Here is a 17,343-nt window from a genome sequence, read left to right as displayed (position 1 = left end):
CATTAGTGAAAATATGCTTCATAATGGTCTTCTAGGTGGACTTTAATGGTATTAATGAATCGGAGTCCATCCGCTCCATCAAAAAAACGATGATCGAATGTTAACGTGATTGGAAGCATTTTTCTAACCACAATCGCGTCATTCTCCGAAACTACCGCTTTCTTCTCTGCACGATACAAAGCGAGAATCGCAACTTGGGGAGCAAAAATAATAGGCGTAGCGTACCCTCCTCCAATCGCTCCCACATTGCTTATCGTAATCGTTCCCTCACGCGAATCTGTAAATAACATTTTTTTCGACCTAGCTCTTTCGACTAGTTCCGTGATTTCGTCAGCTACAGTATGGACCGATTTTTCATTCACTTGTTTAATATTAGGAATAACAACACCTTCGTCCGTATCTACGGCAATCCCAATATTATGTCCCGGGAATAACTTTAGTGAGCCGTTGTGCTCGTTTGCATTAAACATCGGGTGCTGTTTGAGCGTTTGCGATAAGGCCTTTACAAATATAGGCGTAAGGCTGACGTTTACCCCTTTGTGTTTCTTTAAATTTTCCTTATGGGATAACAGGTTAGTTATATCTACCTCTGCAAAAACTGTTACATGCGGTATGGTTTTATACGATTTTGTTACGATATTTGCTATTTCTTTGCGCATCGATGTCATTTTTATAATCGAATCATCGATCGGGTCGTCCAATACTGCATTGGGATAAATTCCAAGGTTAATGCCAAACTCATTCCACGAATGCTTCTTATCTTTTGTTGCAGCCAGCTCTAGCCAACCATGGCTCACATCTTCTGCCCCTTCGTCCTCACCTTGATTAATGATAATAATGATATCGTTAACACAGATGACATCGCCGGGATTATAGGGCAGTATGTCAATGACCCCAGCTACTGGTGAAGGGAGTACGGTTGTTACCTTATCCGTCTGAACTTCTACCAACGGTTGATCCTCAACGACACGATCCCCTTCTTTAACCATGTATGCAACAATGTATCCTTCAGCCAATCCTTCCCCAAGCTCAGGGAACAAAAATTCAAATTTGGTCATCACACTTCACCTCACAAGGGAAACTAGCATTTTCTCGATTTCATAAACAATTCTTTCTGCAGATGGGAGATAATAATCTTCAATTGAAAATTGCGGAACGGGGACATCAAAACCCGTAATTCGTTTTATGGGAGATCTCAATTCGCTGAACATGCGTTCCTGAATGACGGCAACAAGCTCTGCGCCTACACCACCTGTTAATGGAGCTTCGTGAACAATTACAGCACGACGTGTTTTTCTTATGGATTCCTGAATCGTCTCAATATCAAACGGATATAAGGTTCGGAGATCCACAATTTCCAAGCTAATGCCGTGTGACTTTTCAAGTTGCTCTGCAGCATGAGCGACGTTCCATATCATAGATCCCCAAGATATAACCGTAATATCGCTTCCTTCTTTGAGCACATTCGCCTTGCCTAGCGGAACCGTATAACGATGCTCCGGAACGTGATGACGTATACTGCGATAAATTTTCATTGGTTCCAGAAAAATAACCGGGTCCTCGCTTTCGGATGCGGCGATGAGAAGGCCTTTTGCATCATATGAATTACTCGGTATAACAACCTTCAACCCTGGTGATTGGAATAAAAGCGCCTCAATACTTTCCGAGTGAAGTTCAGGAGCACGAACGCCAGCTCCATATGGTGCTCTAATAATTAAAGGAACTTTATACTTGCCTTGCGTTCGCATCCTCAATCTTGAGAGATGTGACAAAATTTGCTCTAAGGCAGGATAGATAAATCCGAAAAATTCAATTTCAGCAATAGGCTTTAGACCATTAAGTGCCATCCCAATTCCGCAGCCCACTATACCCGCTTCAGACAAGGGCGTATCCACTACGCGCCGATCACCAAATTTATTAAACAAGTTCTCGGTAACCCGGAAAACGCCTCCGTTCTTGCCAATATCCTGACCTAACAGAAGCACCTTGTCGTCATCAGTCAGTAACAAATCCAAAGCTTCATTTAACGCCTGTACGAGATTAAGTTCTCTCTGCATATCAACCCTCCGTAAATTCTATTGAAGACGATCGTTGCATGAATCTATTAAAGTTACTTTCCTGCTCTTGAACATTCCAAGGCTTCTCAGATAATACGTTCTCAAACATGATGTTTGGATCTGCTTTCGGAATTGAAAGCGCATATTTAATACCGTCATTGACTAATAGCTCTGCTTCCCGATAAACACTCCCTTGCTCATCTTGATTCAATAACCCTTGTCTGCTCAGATAAGCTTCTAGACGTAAGATTGGATCTCGAGACTTCCAAGCTTCACCTTCCTCAGTACTTCGATAGCGGCTAGCATCATCTGCTGTCGTATGCGGACCATAACGATAAGTTACCGCTTCAATTAAAGTAGGCCCTTTACCACTTCTAGCAGCTTCTAATGCGTTCTTGGTCGTTAAATACACAGCAAACACGTCATTGCCATCAATCCGAACATTATCCATCCCGTAGGCAATAGCTTTCTGGGCAATTGTTTCACTGGCTGTTTGCCGAGAATAAGGTACACTAATCGCGTAGCCGTTATTTTGACAGAAAAAAACAACTGGTGCCTTGAATACTGATGCCATATTTAACCCTTCATGGAAGTCGCCCTCCGAAGTGGCCCCATCCCCGAAATAAACCAGGGAACATGCATCATGGTTCTTGTATTTGCTAGCCCATGCTGCCCCCGTTGCTTGAGGAATTTGAGTCGCAATTGGCACATAAGGAGGGAGAATATTTCGGTGATTTGGAGGTATGCAACCTTCGATTCTGCCCATCCAATACCAAATAATTTTTACCATCTCATAACCGAACGTGAGCATAGCCGCATGATCCCGATAGGTAGGAAACATCCAATCCTGTTCTAGAAGAGACATAGCGCTTCCGACTTGACTCGCCTCTTGGCCCTCGAAGGAAGCATACGTACCAATTTGACCCTTGCGTTGCATGTTCACCAACTTCCGATCAAAAACCCGATTTATCACAAGGAGCTTGTACATCTCAATTGCGAGCTTTTCATTTATTACTATATTGCCATTGCTCAGTGAACCATCCAAATTCAAAATTTGAACCAACTGCTTATTTTCCATTAATTATCTCCACCTCCAAAACCTTGGGATAGAACTTTGGACCAATGAACTTCATCCAAGCCATGTTGGCTAATAAAGGCATAAGCCAGTCTTTCAATTCCGAAGCCTACACATCCTGTCGTCATCCACTCGGTTTCACCTCGCTTGATGTTAAATTGTTCTCCAAAGAAGTGATCATGGAAGTTAAAGGAAGCCGCTGCGATCGTCCGATCGCTTGTAACCTTCAGTCTGAGTTCATACTTAAGTTCTTGCATTCTTTGATTAAAAATTTTAGCGGCTGTGTCTTCGCTGCAGAAAAAAGGGTCGCTGGCTACTTCGCAATGCCCCTCCAAACCCAATTTCTGAAATAAGGCAAACGATGCTTCCATAAATTGATGACGGCTCTCCAGAACGAATTCCCTTGATCCCATAAAGACAATCTCACGAATGGAAAAGTCCCATAGTCGTTCTAGTGTGCGATGATATTTCGATTCGTAGCGGAACGATTTACCGAGTGATGTAATGACACGATTTTGTGATTCATCATGCTGCGTGTCTTGGAATTGATGATAAGTGTGGTAACACATCGTTGGAGGCAAACAGTAGTCTACGTTCTGGCAGTGAGGAAGTAAGTAAGAACCAATTCCGTTGTTGGATTTATAATCCTCTAGAAAATCCCGATAGTTATCAATATCATTATGTAACCTTGTAACAAACATCAAGAAATGGGGGAAGGAATTGAAATAGCCGCATTTCTCTAATGTTTTAGTAGAGATTAGAGTCGGGTATCGATATTCGGTTGCTCCAAAATGGGATATCGTTAACCCTTTTATCATGCGATCCAAGTTATCCATTAAAGAGATCATCTTTTCTCCAAAGCATACCTGGCCTTCACCCATCTCATAAACCATTTCTCTTTCAAGCAGTTTATCGAACAAGTCGTCCTGAAAGCTTGTACCGCTTTTATTGGATTTCCACACGACTCGTGGCGGCAGCACTTTTTGAATCACAATCTCATTGTTAATTACAGATTTAATTTTGTCTTCAATTCCCAATGGATCCGTACCTTCCAATAGGTTTACCTCAATTCCCGTAATGGTGTTTTCAGCTTTGACCAATTGAAACTGATGGATACTGGCCGAGATGAAGTAAATGCGTTTCTCAAGTTCCTCGGCATGACCTATTGAGATTGGCCTATCTAGTATAATACTGTGAGTATTCTTCATCGTACTATCCATCCTGTCCTTCAAATTTTTTTAAAATCATTGATTTAAGTAAGTAAAGGCATCCTGCGCAATTAAGACCTGTTGGATCTGCGTACTGCCTTCTACAATTTCCATAACCTTGGCATCCCTCAGATATCGTTGAACCGGATATTCCTTGCTGATGCCATTGGCTCCATGTATCTGCACGGCGTCTGTTGCCGCTTTAAAGGCATGCACGGAAGAAAAATATTTGGCCAACGAAGTAGCAAACGTAGCACTAGTTTCATTCTGGTCCCATAGCAGACCTGCTCGAAGACATAGATGCTTTGCAGCCATCGTATTGGTTACCATATCTGCAATCATCTGTTGAATCAACTGATGGTCCTTTAAATAATGATCAAATTGTCTTCTTCCGCTAACATACTTCAAACTCGCATCCATACAAGCTCCTGCCAAGCCCGCGGCTCCCCAAGCTGTGCTATAACGCCCGTGAGTCAGGCCATTATTTGCTACCAAGGCTAATCCAAAGCCGACTGCACCTACCAAATTCTTAGCCGGTACTCTGCATTCTTCAAATTCCAGTTCAGCTAACATTGAACCTCTGAATCCTAATAATCCCGAAATGGGATGAACCGTTAAACCTGGCGTGTTTCTCTCTATTAACAGGGCTACAGCCTGACCTTCGTTTTGAGCGAAGACCAAATAGACATCCGCTCTCTGTCCGAAAGTTATCCATTTTTTTTGTCCTGAAACTACATACTCATCACCCACTCTCTGAGCTTTAGTTTGAATACTTTTAATATCGCTTCCAATCTGGGATTCCGTAATGGCAAAGGCAACCATCAATTCCCCGGAGCTCATCCTCGGCAACCAGTATTCCTTCTGTTCCTTCGTACCCCATCGCAGAATAGAAGAAGTAACCATCCCTTGAACGCCAATAATATTGCGTAAGTTGGAGCAGGCACGACCAACTTCCTCATTCCACAACCCATATGTAACATAGTCCATATTGGCGCCACCATATTTGACAGGTAGTGTCGCTCCCCAGTAGCCTTCATCGATAATTCGCTGAAGGACAGAATCTGGTACACCTTCTTCTGCGTCAATATGTCTCGCTACGGGCTCAATTTCTAGACCAACGAAATTTTTGAATTGTTGCATTTTGTCCATTTGCTGGTTTGTAAGTCCAAGATCTTCGATCTTCAAAAGATTACCCCTCTTCTTCTAAATAAAATACATCTAGCATCCACTCAAATTCTCATGCACTACCATCATTCCTTGATTTCCAAGTGAAAGGACCTCGATTCCCAACTCTAGTTGTCTCTCTCCTCCGAAAAAATCTAAAGCAATTTTGGCTCTTCTCTTTCTCTTATCAATTTTACATATATTACTTTCCATTCCGTATAAAGGTCCTGATTTTACACGTATTATTGAGTTCTCTACTATGACATTCGAGTACTCGATAATGCATTCATCATTAATGAGATTCAAGATCTGCCTAATTTCCACTTCGTCTATTTCACTGAAAAAATTATCATAATACGCATCTGTATTTCCTTCTTCTCCTAATGGAAAATTCGGTTTTCTCTGTGACCTTCCATATATTTTGTCTAGCTCAAATGACGAATTTCGAAGCATTCGATAGGACCGAGGTATTTTTTTTAGCTCATAATACAGGGATGGTGTCATCTTCGTATAGATGAGAAGATAGCCTGGAAATAACGTTTTTACCACACTATAAAATTCTCCATTTCTTTTCTCTGGTACTAGCCTTTTTGGAACAAATGAATATAAATCTTTTTGGCAAAATTGAGACTCCAAGTATTTTCGGACTATTTCTTCACTTCCTGTTTCGACAAAAAGCACATACCAACCCATGCCACAGCTCCTATATCCAAAAATTTAATTACTAAAGAAAGCAAAAGAAGTAGTTGTCATAAGTGAATATTGATATTTCAAAATACACTGATGAATGTCTGTCTTTAATTTCTGAATGTGGTAATTTCTTTGTGAATAAGCGAACTTCTTCTCGATTTATCTCTTGCTAATAGTGTTAAAACTATTTTAAAGAACATGAAAACCCCCTCTATTCAATAGTGAATGGAGGGGGAATAATCGATATTATTAAATAAAAATTACAGAGGAGAAACATATTGGGTTGCCGAATTACATCGTTTAAAGAAGTCACAAGTAGTTCCTGGAAAATCTCTCATCCGGAAATAAATTAAAAATTATTTTTTACCATATTAAGGTGAATTGAGTATTAAAATAACATAAAAACTTTTATGTGTAATTCCATACTCATTCGACACTCATTCTTTTAAGGCGAATTATCTTATAAATATCTGATCAAAAAAACGATTACATCTCAATTTATGACATAAAAAAATAGTTCATATCCATCTCGGCAACACTAATGACTAGAGGAATTATGACCTTCCTTGTATTTCTTGTAATGAAGCAATACACCGATTTTTTTAAAAAAGGGCATAGCTTCGCCACGAAACTATTTTTCTAGGATAGAATGTCGAACGAATCATATTTTCACTAGGGAAAATTAACGTGCCTAAACAACGATTAATCTTACAAAGCGATTAAATTACTTCTCTGTATAAATATCTCATGCTTTCAAATATAATTCAACATTTTTCTTGGATATAAATTCAAATTTTGTCATCTCCAAAGAAGTGATCTATTGAAAATCAGTAAGAATAAGTGAACTCTCAGATGCCATACCCAATACTCTTCCTTTCACTTCTGTGTTCACAGACATCAATGTATTCTTTCCTACCTTTCTCATTGGCTACTTTGGAGAGATCGGTTACAATAATGACATCGACAGATTTCCTGTTTAACTCGTATAATAAGGGGAAATGGGTAGATGGGAGTGAAACAAGCGAGTTTATGGTATACATACTGGCTTTTATAGTGTCTTTTGCTGTCGTGGTTTTGCTTATTCCGCCGCTTGGTCGACTGGCTCACCGGCTCGATTTTGTGGACAAGCCTCGGGAGGATGTGGAGCGTAAGCTACACAGGCAACCAATCCCGCTCACGGCGAGTTACGCGATATTTACTGGATTTTTCCTGACATACATTGCTTTGACCAAAGAAATCACTTGGGAAACGGCGGCTCTGGTCGCTGGTGGTATGCTTCTGCTAACGATTGGTACCGTCGATGACTGGTACAAAACTAAAGGCAAAGATTTTCCTGCCCTGCCCAAGATGCTCGTGCAAGTCTCTGCAGCAGTACTCGTATTTGCTTCTGGCATAGCGTTCACCGGATTCGTGAATCCCTTCAATGCGGAATATGTCATGCTTCCGATCTGGCTGCAGTTCATTCTCACGATCCTCTGGATCTTCGGGGTGACCACCGTCATCAACTTCTCGGACGGCATGGACGGACTAGCCGGCGGATTATCGGCCATCTCGGCGATTACTTTGTTCATTGTGGCCCTTGCCAAAGGTCAAAGTGATTCCGCACTCATGTCGATCATTCTGGTCGGTGTGACCATCGGTTATCTGAAGTACAACAAAGCTCCTGCCAAGGTATTTATGGGCGATGCTGGTGCAACGTTCCTCGGCTTCATTCTGGCGGTTATCGCTCTGGATGGTGCATTCAAACAAGCAACCATGTTGTCCATCTTCATTCCGATTCTGGCACTCGGTGTACCGATCTTCGATAACATCTTTGTCGTGATCAAACGCTTCATTCAAGGTAAAGCAATCTACCAGGCTGATGCGAGTCAAGCCCATTATCGACTGCTGCGTGCCGGATTGAATCACAAACAGGTTGTTGCTGTGCTCTATCTCGTCAGCACTTGTCTGTGCCTTTCCTCCATCATATTGATGTTGGTAGAGATGTAAGTATCCGCAACAAAGCGGTCATACCCGAACAGAAAAAGAGACGAGTCCAAGATTTCTTGGCTCGTCTCTTTGTTATGTTTATCTGATTCGCGCTCACTGGCTCACACTTATCTCGAAGCCGCTGGCGGCAACGGTTGTTCATGTTGCTGCCGCCCTGTCCATCCCGGCCGATCAAGTTCAATGAGACGGCGGTATCGCTCTTCCCCAGCCAGCAGTTGTTCGTGAGAACCCTGCATGGCAATCTGTCCATTTTCCATAAAAATAAGTTCGTCCATCTGTTCTGCACCGATCAGGTGATGGGTCACCCAGATCATCGTTTTGCCTTGCAAGCTGTCCAGGATAGTCCGCATAAGCTCGCGTTCCGTCACCGGATCAAGCCCTACGGTTGGTTCATCCAATATAATAACAGGTGTCTCCCGGAGCAGTACTCGGGCCAGTGCAATCCGTTGCCTTTCCCCGCCAGAGAAACGCAGCCCTGTCTCCAGCATCGGTGTATCATATCCCTGCGGCAAGGATTCGATCAGGCCGGATAAACCCACTTGCGCCGCCACATGCCTGATCTCCTCATCCGTTGCATGCGGACGTCCGATCCGCAGATTGTTCGCTACCGTGGTGTCGAATAGGTGTGGGCTCTGATTCAGCACTGCGATGACATCAGGCACACTCTCTTCCAGCGTCTGCACAGGTGAATTATTGATCAGAACGTTCCCCGCAGACGGAAGCAAGGCCCCCTGAATGAGCTTCAACAAGGTCGATTTGCCGCCGCCACTTCGCCCAAGGATAGCTAATCGTTTGCCTTGCGGCAAATGAAGGGAGATATCCTGCACAGCGTAAGGATCATCCGGTGCATAGCGATAACTTACGCGATTAATCTCGATGTCTGCTCTTAGTTTGGGCGGAATGCGCAGACGAATTCGTCTGTGTTGAACATCATCTGCAGCGGGTAAGGATTCTGATGGCTGTCCAATCCTCATTTTGCCTTTATTCGCGACTAACATTGACTCACCTGTTCCGTCAGCAAGGTCCGCTCCATTTTGCTTCGGAAGATAAGCTTTCCCTTCCAACTGTTTCAACCGTTCCAACGATTCCCGGTACTGAGGCAGATGCTCCACAGCATCCCCTACAGGCAGAAGCGTTTCCGTGAGCGGAAATAACACCAGCACAAAAGCAGCAATCATCACGGCAGGTAATTGTCCGACAGAAGCGGCATTTCCGGCCCATACTGTAACTGATACGACCATCAAGCCAATGACACACTGGGCCATCAGATCGCGCCAGCGTGTCCAGCGCCGCAACTTGCGACGAATCGCATCGACCTGTTCTTCCTCCTCTTCCTGCTGCTGAACAAACTCTGTTGCTCGTCCACTTGCAAGCCAATCTCCCAGTCCAAGTACACCGTCAGTCAGACGGGTATACAACTTGCTGTTTTCCTTTTTCAGCCGCACGCGCCTTTTCCACGTCACTTTCAGGGAGATCGCAGGTAGCGCGGCAACAAGAAATAACATATACAAGCCCATCCACACCGCAAATCCCAGATCCACACTGCCAAAAGCAATCACAGCCCCGCCGTACATTACAAGTGCAGTAACAGCGGGAAACACGGTACGCAGATAAATATCCTGCAACCGCTCCACATCATCGGCGAGTGCTCCAAGTACATCTCCGGTCTGCATGCGAGAACGCAAGAACAGGGCCTGTGGCTCCAGAATGCGATATAACTTCACCCGTTGATCGGCCAACACCCGCAGTACCGCATCATGCCCTGCCAAGCGTTCAATATATCGAAACACCGCGCGGAATATTCCAAATGCACGTACACCTACAATGGGCACATATACCATGAGAATATTTTCAGGACGCAGCGCAGACTTGGAGATCAGAAATCCGGAGGTAAACAGCAGCAGTACCGCACACAGTGCAGCACAAGTGCCTAGCGCAATGACTGCGATGAATCTCCAGCGGTACTGTGCCACATACGGAGCAATCCAGCTATTTTTTTCTTTTTCGTTACGGACGGTCTCCATATGTTCATATCCGGACTTCATGTTATATCGCCTCCATCTGGGCCTGGATCATCTGATAATATACACCTTGCCTGGCCAGCAGTTCCTGATGTGTTCCTGTCTCTGCCACCGTACCGCCATCCATAACAATAATCCGATCCATATGCGGCATCCAGTGCAGACGATGGGTAGCCAAAAATACAAGTTTGCCTTCAAACAGTGGCAGCATCGTCTGTTTCAGTTCATACTCTGTTTCCACATCCAGATGTGCTGTCGGTTCATCAAGCAGCAGGATGTTCCGTTTACTAAGCAGGGCCCTTGCCAGCGCCACCCGTTGCTCCTGCCCGCCACTAAGCTGTCTGCCGCCAGCCCCAATGGGCTCATTCAGCCCTCCGGATAATGAAGACAGTAACTTGGTTAATCCAGCTGCACTAACGGCCTTGGCGACTTCCGAATCTGAAGCCTCCGGCATGTAGAAACGAACGTTATCGGCCAGACTTCCACTAAAGATATATGGATGCTGCGGGATAGCTGCCGTCTGTCTTCGCCAGGATTCAAGCATATCCGGTGTCACAGGCTGCCCATTGGCTAATACCTGGCCTGATGTAGGCAGCTGAAATCCAGCCAATACATCAATTAACGTGGACTTGCCTGCTCCGCTGGCACCAATAATACCGATTTTGCCGAGACCTGTGATCTGAAATGTGACATCCTTTAGCGAATAAGGACTTTCATCCTCATGCCGTACCTGTACATCCGTTAGTGCCAATCTACTATTCTCATTCCAAGAGGACATTGAGGAAAAGGAAGAATCCAAATCAGGAATAGAATCGGGATCAAGATCAGGATGTACCGCAGCCATGTTATCATTCAACACGACACGTATGGTCGAGTTGCCGGCTTTCCTTTTACCCGAAGATAATGGTGGTGTAGATCCCGCTTCGTCCTCTGCCGTAACCGTATGCGCAACAACATTAGCATAGCCTTCCTGCTGTTTCTGTTCAGCGGCTCTACCCCGTTCGATCACCTGATTAATGGCCGCTCCGGCTTCCTTACCGTCCAATGTGGCATGATAATCAGCGCCGAGCATACGTACAGGCAGGAAATATTCGGGTGCCAGAATCAGTACCGTCAACGCAGGGCCAAGCAGCATATGCCCTTCCGTCAGACGTAATCCCAGACCAACCGCCACGGAAGCAACGGACAGCATGGTGAAGAAATCGAGTGCAAATGAAGAAAGGAAGGCCATACGCAGGGTGGACATCGTCGCCTTCCGATACCGCTGACTGACCCGCCGAATGGAGCCTTCGTGCGTTTTGCTCTGTCCCAATGTTTTTAGCGTCTCCAGCCCACGCAAGGTATCAACAAAATGGTTAGCGAGTGCTTTGTAGGATCGGAATTGTCCGTCTATCTTCCGCTGGGCTGCGAGGCCAATCAGAATCATGAACACGATCAGGATCGGTAGTGTCAGCATCAGAATAACCCCGGACATCATATCCAGCTTGAACACATACAGCAAAATGACGATGGGTGTGAATCCTATGCCTAGCATGCGAGGAATGAATAGTTCGAGATACGTCTTGTATTGAGCGGTTCCCTCACGTGCCAGCGTAACCAGATGCCCTGTGCCCTCCGTTTTGGCATAACGCGGTCCAAGTCTGAACCACTGCTCCACCATCTGTCTGCGCAGATCAGTCCCTGTCTTATCCGCATATCGTGAAGTCACAAGTTGTAACCAGAAGGATAGGGCGTAGCGGGCGGCAAAAGCAGCCAGGAACAACAGCAGTACCGGGTACTGCTCCGTTATGGATGAACCTTCAAACAATGCCGTGATGGCCTGTGCCAGCCATTTGGCTTGCATAATGATCGTCATCGCCTGTAACAGTACCAGCGCTGATGCCAGCGCGAGTACTGGCCGGATGCCCGGCAGCTTCAGCAGCCCCCGTCCCATATCAGTACTCCAGGTGGTGCTGCTCGTTCAGACGTTTGCGGAAGATATAATAACTCCAGATCTGATAGCCAAGAACAAACGGCAGCAATGTGCAAGCTACAATGGTCATGACTTTCAAGGAATACGCACCAGATGCTGCATTGTATACAGTCAGGTCATATGCCGCTCCAAAGGAACTCACCATCACTCTTGGGAACAGTCCGATAAATACCGAAGCAAAGGCAATCGCAATGACTGCACCAGTCATACCAAAAGCCCAACCTTCACGCTTCTGACGCACGAAGTAAGCCGCAAGTACAAGCGCGACTGCGCCAAGTACAACCATGATCCAAAGGGCCCAGCCCCGTACGGTGAATACATCGGTCATAAAATACGTCATTAACGCATAAACAGCGAGCAGTGCAGCCAGCGGCAGCATCAATTTTTGCGCTGTATTCAAGGCACGCTCTCTGAGTTCCCCGACTGTTCGTAGTGAGGCAAACAGCAATCCATGAACCAGACACAGCAGGGTTACACTCAAACCACCAATCACGGTGTACGGATTAACAATATCGAAGAATCCTGCACGCAACTGCATCTCCCCATCAATAGGCAGACCCTTCATGAACGTAGCAAAGACTACGCCGAACAGGAAAGGAAGGAGCGCGCTGGATACTACAATGATGATATCCCATGTTTTGCGCCAGCGCTGCTGTTTCATTTTACTGCGGAATTCGAAGGCAACCCCGCGACCAATCAAGGCGAGTAACACGACCACAAGCGGCAGGTAGAAGCCACTGAACATCGTGGCATACCAGTGCGGGAAGGCAGCAAACATCGCGCCCCCTGCTGTAATCAGCCATACTTCGTTACCATCCCAGAAGGGACCAATCGAGTTGATCAGGGTCCGGCGTTCACGATCCGTTTTGGCAATAATGCCTGTAGACATCCCTACACCAAAATCAAAACCTTCCAAAAAGAAGAAACCGACAAACAATACGGCAATCAGCAAAAACCACAACTCACTTAGTGACAACGGAATAACCTCCATCCACGCCGAACGGATCGGCCGATTCATCGTGATCTTCCGGCTTATCGACCGCAAATGGCCCAGCCTTGATCTCACGTACGAACAGGTATACCATCACGATTCCAAGAACCGTATACGCGGCGGTAAAAGCAATGGTAGAGAACAGAATCATTCCTGCGGATACGTTCGGTGAGACACCGGCTTCGGTCGTCATATAGCCAAACACCGTCCACGGCTGTCTGCCAACCTCGGTCATGATCCAACCAGATGTATTAGCGATAAATGGCAGAGAAATAGCAAATACCATCAGACGCATGAACCACTTTCCTGCAACTTCCAGCTTCTTGCGCATGGCCAGAAACGTACCATATAGGGATAACAGAATCATTAAGCCACCTGCTGCGATCATAATGCGGAAACTCCAGAATGTTGTTCGTACCGGCGGGATGTAATTCCCCGGTCCATACGTCTGCTCATACTCGGCTTGAAGCTCCTTCATACCTGTGACACTGCCGGAGAACTTGCTGTAGGACAGGTAACTGAGCAATCCAGGGATTTTGATCTCACCGGTATTCTCCTGTTTATCCGGGTCGATAAAAGCAACCACCGTCCATGGTGCCGGATCTTCTGTCGTCGTCCATGTGCCTTCACTGGCTGCCATCTTCATCGGCTGTGTCTCCACCAGATATTGTGCCTGGAAATGCCCGGAGAAAGCTACACCCAATGAAGAAACGAGTCCAATGATGATCGCAATATTAAACGATTTACGGAAGATTTCCACATCCTGCTTATTCATCAATTTGTAAGCACTGATCCCGGTGACAACAAAGGCCCCTGTCATCAATGCTCCAAAGATTGTATGTGGAAACTCAACGAGAAGCTGACCATTCGTGATCAGTGCAAAGAAATCATTCATCTCGGCTCGGCCGTTGTTAATCTCAAACCCGACCGGATGCTGCATAAATGAATTGGCTGCCAGAATCCACAGTGCGGAAAGGAATGTGCCTACAAACACCAGCCAGATACAGGCCAGATGCACTTTTTTGGACAAACGATCCCATCCGAATATCCACAACCCAATAAATGTAGACTCCATAAAAAACGCGAGTAACGCTTCAACCGCCAGTGGCGCACCAAACACGTCCCCCACGAACCGAGAGTACTCTGACCAGTTCATGCCGAACTGGAATTCTTGCAGAATACCTGTGACAACCCCAACGGCAAAGTTAATCAGGAACAGCTTGCCCCAGAACTTGGCCATCGTTTTGTAGATTTCCTTCCCCTTAACAACATACAACGTCTCCATGATCGCAACCAACAGTACAAGACCGATGGATAGCGGGACAAAAAAGAAATGGAAGATCGTTGTAAGTGCATATTGGATACGCGATAACATAATCGGATCCATACCGTTACCCCTTCTTTCTGTTCACTTCGCAGTATGCGTATTTGGCATTGAAGCTGCACCTTCGCTGTCTGTCCGCCAAATACGTTGATGAACGTATTGTGCCAGATTCCCTATTTTATACATGTGAGAATTATCACAATCTTCGTCTCCAGAGCAAAAAAAAGTGACCTCGGTCACACAAAGGATAAAATTCAGCCTATTTGAAGCAATCTCATAATACTTTTAGCTGCTTTAGTGCAGATTCAAAAAACGAGGTTTTTAGTACCGAGAACCGAGAAGGTGGAATGCAGCTGGAAATGGGGTAGCGGAGCGCAGGAAAACTCTATAAAAGCTTGCCTACTTCATCTATTCATGGAAGATACTCATGTTTGGGACGGAATGCCCATATGTTAGTCTCAGGCATATCATGCGAAGTGCCGTGAATGGCTTTACATATGAAGTGGAAGCATGAAGCACATGCATAGCGAAGGACGCTCCATATTACAGTCAAGGTGAGGTGAGCGATTCATGGAAAAACCTGCGCCGTTACCAGGTGAAGACTCCGAAGCCAGCCCGGATAAGGCCAGCGCAGCACAGCCCCCTGTACGATATGTTCTCTTCCCTCGCAAAGGAGGATGGTCATCCTTCCCCTATCCCGATATTGCTGCACTGCTGTCGATCGAGGGCGAGGTCTACTATGTCAGCAGTCTGACGCAAACAGAGGATGTACCTGCGGTTATCACCGTGATCTCCCTATCTGAAGCCGAACAGCTATTGCTGGAACCCCGCACCGTGGCAGTGGTTACTCATCCCTACTGGCTCATGGCTGCAGCTTCGCTGGAACCGGAGCTATGTATTGCCCTGCTCCCTGAGCCTGTCGGAGACGAAGCATCTTCCCCCCTGTGGGAGAGCAGTATTTCCAAACTGGTGGGCATCGCCGATCTGGTAGGTACATCCTCAGAAACACGATATATGAAGCTGTTATTCCAAGGCGTACGCGCCATCTGGCTGGGAGGCGAAGATCCTTCACCCGCGGGTTCGATGCAAAAGGATGATCTCGAAGTCCCTCTCCGGGACTACGAACTGTTCTTCCTGCATGCGCTGCGGCAGATCCTGTCAGGCACTCCGGATAGCGTCACCCTGCTTCAATGCAGTGTACGTGCCGACTTCTATCGCCAGCTTCGAGCCAAAGCAGGTGCACATGAGACCATATCCTTTTTGCTGGCAGCTTATGAGTACTTGCTTGAAGATCCTCGGGCTATCAATTCACTTCAAGAGGCATTCTCCCATGCCGTCTTGAATGGTCGCAGTGACTGTGTAGTCTCCCACTATAGATTCCTGTCTGCCATTCATGCCCGGGCCGGACAGTTGGAGGACGCCCTGCGGGTGTATGGAATTAGTGCAGCCGACGAACAGGAACGACATCATTATGAACAGCTATGTCGCTGGTTGGAGGCAGGAGAAGATCAACTTGTACGAGCGGAATTATTGCGTATGAACGATGATTACGGAACCGCGCTGCGCATCCTGGACGAACTTGGCGGAGAAACCGCGAGACATTGGAAATTCCGCATTTATCAGGAGACAGGACGCGTGGAAGAGGCACTGGCTCTGGTGCATGCAGTCGATATTCAGGATGATGCCAGTCGCCAAGATTATCAGCAATTATCCGGAAGTGCCCTGGCTCTGCGAGGAGATAGACACGGGGCAGTCAGACATTTTCTCGAAACGGCACTGGAGGATGAAGATGCCCTCGCCCGGATTGTCGAGCTGGAGTTGTTGGATCATGCTGTACAGCAATTGCTTGGGGAGGTGCCATGATGCTGGACCCGAAGAAACGTAGACAACAGTTGAATGGGCCAATGGTGCACAGGGATATCCGAACCGAAACCACTTACACGCCAACCGAAACAGTCGATCGGACACATACAGACGCATTGGAAAATGGAGATCACACGCCGGATCACGCACCACAAACGCAGGATATCCGAAGCCAAGTGCATCACTGGGGCGATTCTAAAGGTCCCGGAGAAAAGGATGCTGTAACACAAGAAGAAACAAGTGTATTCAAAGAGCCCTTCTCCATTCGTCGGGTTCGCAAAAGCAAAGGCAACAAGCTGACCGCCATGCTGCAGGTTCGCAATGAACGCGGCCGATACCTTGAAGAAGTATTGCATGATCTCAGTGAGTTCGTGGATGAGATCGTGATTGTGGACGATGCCAGCACAGACGGAACCCCGGATCTATGCAAAGCCTATCCGAAGGTGGTCCGTCTGGAGGTATTGGAGAAACCACTGTTCGCCGAGGAATGGCGACTTCGCAACACTTTATGGCAAGCGGCGGCGGGAACACGTCCCGACTGGTTGCTCTCGGTTGATGCGGATGAGCTGTACAGCACAGAGGCCAAGAAAGCCATACGCACGCTGATTAATCAGGAGTATGCAGACTGGTTTGCATTCCGTTTCTACGATATGTGGGGTGGCCGGACCCATTACCGGGAAGATGATCTCTGGTGTCTGCACAAGCGGCATACCGCTTCACTTGTACGTTATATGCCTGGATATCCTTATTTTTATCCACAACAGAATCATCATGTTCCCCGTCTTCCCTTGTCCTGCACCGTATTGCCTGGAGTCAGCACAGAACTGAAGGTTCAGCATCTCGGCTGGGCAGGCAGTCTGGAGGACCGGGTTCGTAAATATTTGCGTTACAAGCGCATTGATCCTAGCGGTGAGTGGGGCAATCTTGCACATTACGAGTCGATTCTCGATCCGGAACCTCGGCTGATTCCCTGGAAGGAGGGACCGTGA

Annotated in this window: 13 protein-coding genes; 3 read left to right on the top strand and 10 right to left on the bottom strand. The window is 46.4% G+C overall.

What is annotated here, in order from left to right:
• Nucleotides 1–2 precede the first annotated feature (2 nt).
• Genes AB4111_RS20785 through loaP form a run of 6 tightly spaced genes read right to left on the bottom strand, consistent with a single transcriptional unit; the run spans nt 3 to nt 6,197 of the window.
• Nucleotides 3–1,058: a dihydrolipoamide acetyltransferase family protein gene (locus AB4111_RS20785; protein ID WP_442033050.1), complete on the bottom strand. Its 1,056-nt coding sequence runs from the start codon at nt 1,056–1,058 to the stop codon at nt 3–5.
• A 6-nt stretch (nt 1,059–1,064) separates the two neighbouring features.
• Entirely contained in the window at nt 1,065–2,057 is a 993-nt protein-coding gene (locus AB4111_RS20780; protein WP_442033049.1) for an alpha-ketoacid dehydrogenase subunit beta, read from the bottom strand.
• A 1-nt stretch (nt 2,058) separates the two neighbouring features.
• Nucleotides 2,059–3,135, bottom strand: a complete 1,077-nt coding sequence (gene pdhA, locus AB4111_RS20775) for a pyruvate dehydrogenase (acetyl-transferring) E1 component subunit alpha (RefSeq protein WP_442033048.1) — start codon at nt 3,133–3,135, stop codon at nt 2,059–2,061.
• Nucleotides 3,135–4,340 carry a hypothetical protein gene (locus AB4111_RS20770; RefSeq protein WP_442033047.1) on the bottom strand — a complete coding sequence of 402 codons (1,206 nt, stop codon included), beginning with the start codon at nt 4,338–4,340 and terminating at the stop codon, nt 3,135–3,137. Before AB4111_RS20770 ends, pdhA begins: the two co-directional genes overlap by 1 nt.
• A gap of 36 nt (nt 4,341–4,376) precedes the next feature.
• Nucleotides 4,377–5,525 (bottom strand): acyl-CoA dehydrogenase family protein, encoded by a 1,149-nt coding sequence (locus AB4111_RS20765; RefSeq protein ID WP_442033046.1) that lies wholly within the window; start codon nt 5,523–5,525, stop codon nt 4,377–4,379.
• Nucleotides 5,526–5,558: 33 nt separating this feature from the next.
• Nucleotides 5,559–6,197, bottom strand: coding sequence for an antiterminator LoaP (loaP, locus tag AB4111_RS20760; RefSeq protein ID WP_442033045.1), 639 nt, complete (start codon nt 6,195–6,197; stop codon nt 5,559–5,561).
• Between the two features lie 1,026 nt (nt 6,198–7,223).
• Here loaP and AB4111_RS20755 point away from each other — a divergent pair.
• The gene (locus AB4111_RS20755) at nt 7,224–8,183 is read left to right on the top strand and encodes an MraY family glycosyltransferase (protein ID WP_145325010.1); all 960 of its coding nucleotides are present in this window, start codon (nt 7,224–7,226) and stop codon (nt 8,181–8,183) included.
• A 107-nt stretch (nt 8,184–8,290) separates the two neighbouring features.
• Here AB4111_RS20755 and cydC read toward each other — a convergent pair whose 3' ends face one another.
• Genes cydC through AB4111_RS20735 form a run of 4 tightly spaced genes read right to left on the bottom strand, consistent with a single transcriptional unit; the run spans nt 8,291 to nt 14,554 of the window.
• Nucleotides 8,291–10,228, bottom strand: coding sequence for a thiol reductant ABC exporter subunit CydC (gene cydC, locus AB4111_RS20750; protein ID WP_442033044.1), 1,938 nt, complete (start codon nt 10,226–10,228; stop codon nt 8,291–8,293).
• A 1-nt stretch (nt 10,229) separates the two neighbouring features.
• A complete protein-coding gene (gene cydD, locus AB4111_RS20745) occupies nt 10,230–12,137 on the bottom strand; it encodes a thiol reductant ABC exporter subunit CydD (RefSeq protein ID WP_442033043.1) in 1,908 nt (635 codons plus the stop codon).
• Between the two features lies 1 nt (nt 12,138).
• Nucleotides 12,139–13,194 (bottom strand): cytochrome d ubiquinol oxidase subunit II, encoded by a 1,056-nt coding sequence (gene cydB / locus AB4111_RS20740; protein WP_442033042.1) that lies wholly within the window; start codon nt 13,192–13,194, stop codon nt 12,139–12,141.
• Nucleotides 13,139–14,554, bottom strand: coding sequence for a cytochrome ubiquinol oxidase subunit I (locus tag AB4111_RS20735; protein ID WP_442033041.1), 1,416 nt, complete (start codon nt 14,552–14,554; stop codon nt 13,139–13,141). Before AB4111_RS20735 ends, cydB begins: the two co-directional genes overlap by 56 nt.
• 507 nt (nt 14,555–15,061) lie before the next feature.
• On the opposite strand from AB4111_RS20735, the gene AB4111_RS20730 reads away from it, so the two are divergent.
• On the top strand, nt 15,062–16,354 hold the full coding sequence (locus AB4111_RS20730; protein WP_442033040.1) for a tetratricopeptide repeat protein: 1,293 nt from the start codon (nt 15,062–15,064) through the stop codon (nt 16,352–16,354).
• Entirely contained in the window at nt 16,351–17,343 is a 993-nt protein-coding gene (locus AB4111_RS20725; protein ID WP_442033039.1) for a glycosyltransferase, read from the top strand. The genes AB4111_RS20730 and AB4111_RS20725 overlap by 4 nt, the downstream gene beginning before the upstream one ends.

The organism is Paenibacillus sp. 2KB_22 (assembly GCF_052115745.1).
Taxonomy (GTDB): Bacteria; Bacillota; Bacilli; order Paenibacillales; family Paenibacillaceae; genus Paenibacillus.
The sequence above is the reverse complement of the archived record's forward strand: the minus strand, read 5'-3'. Positions and strand labels throughout refer to the sequence as shown.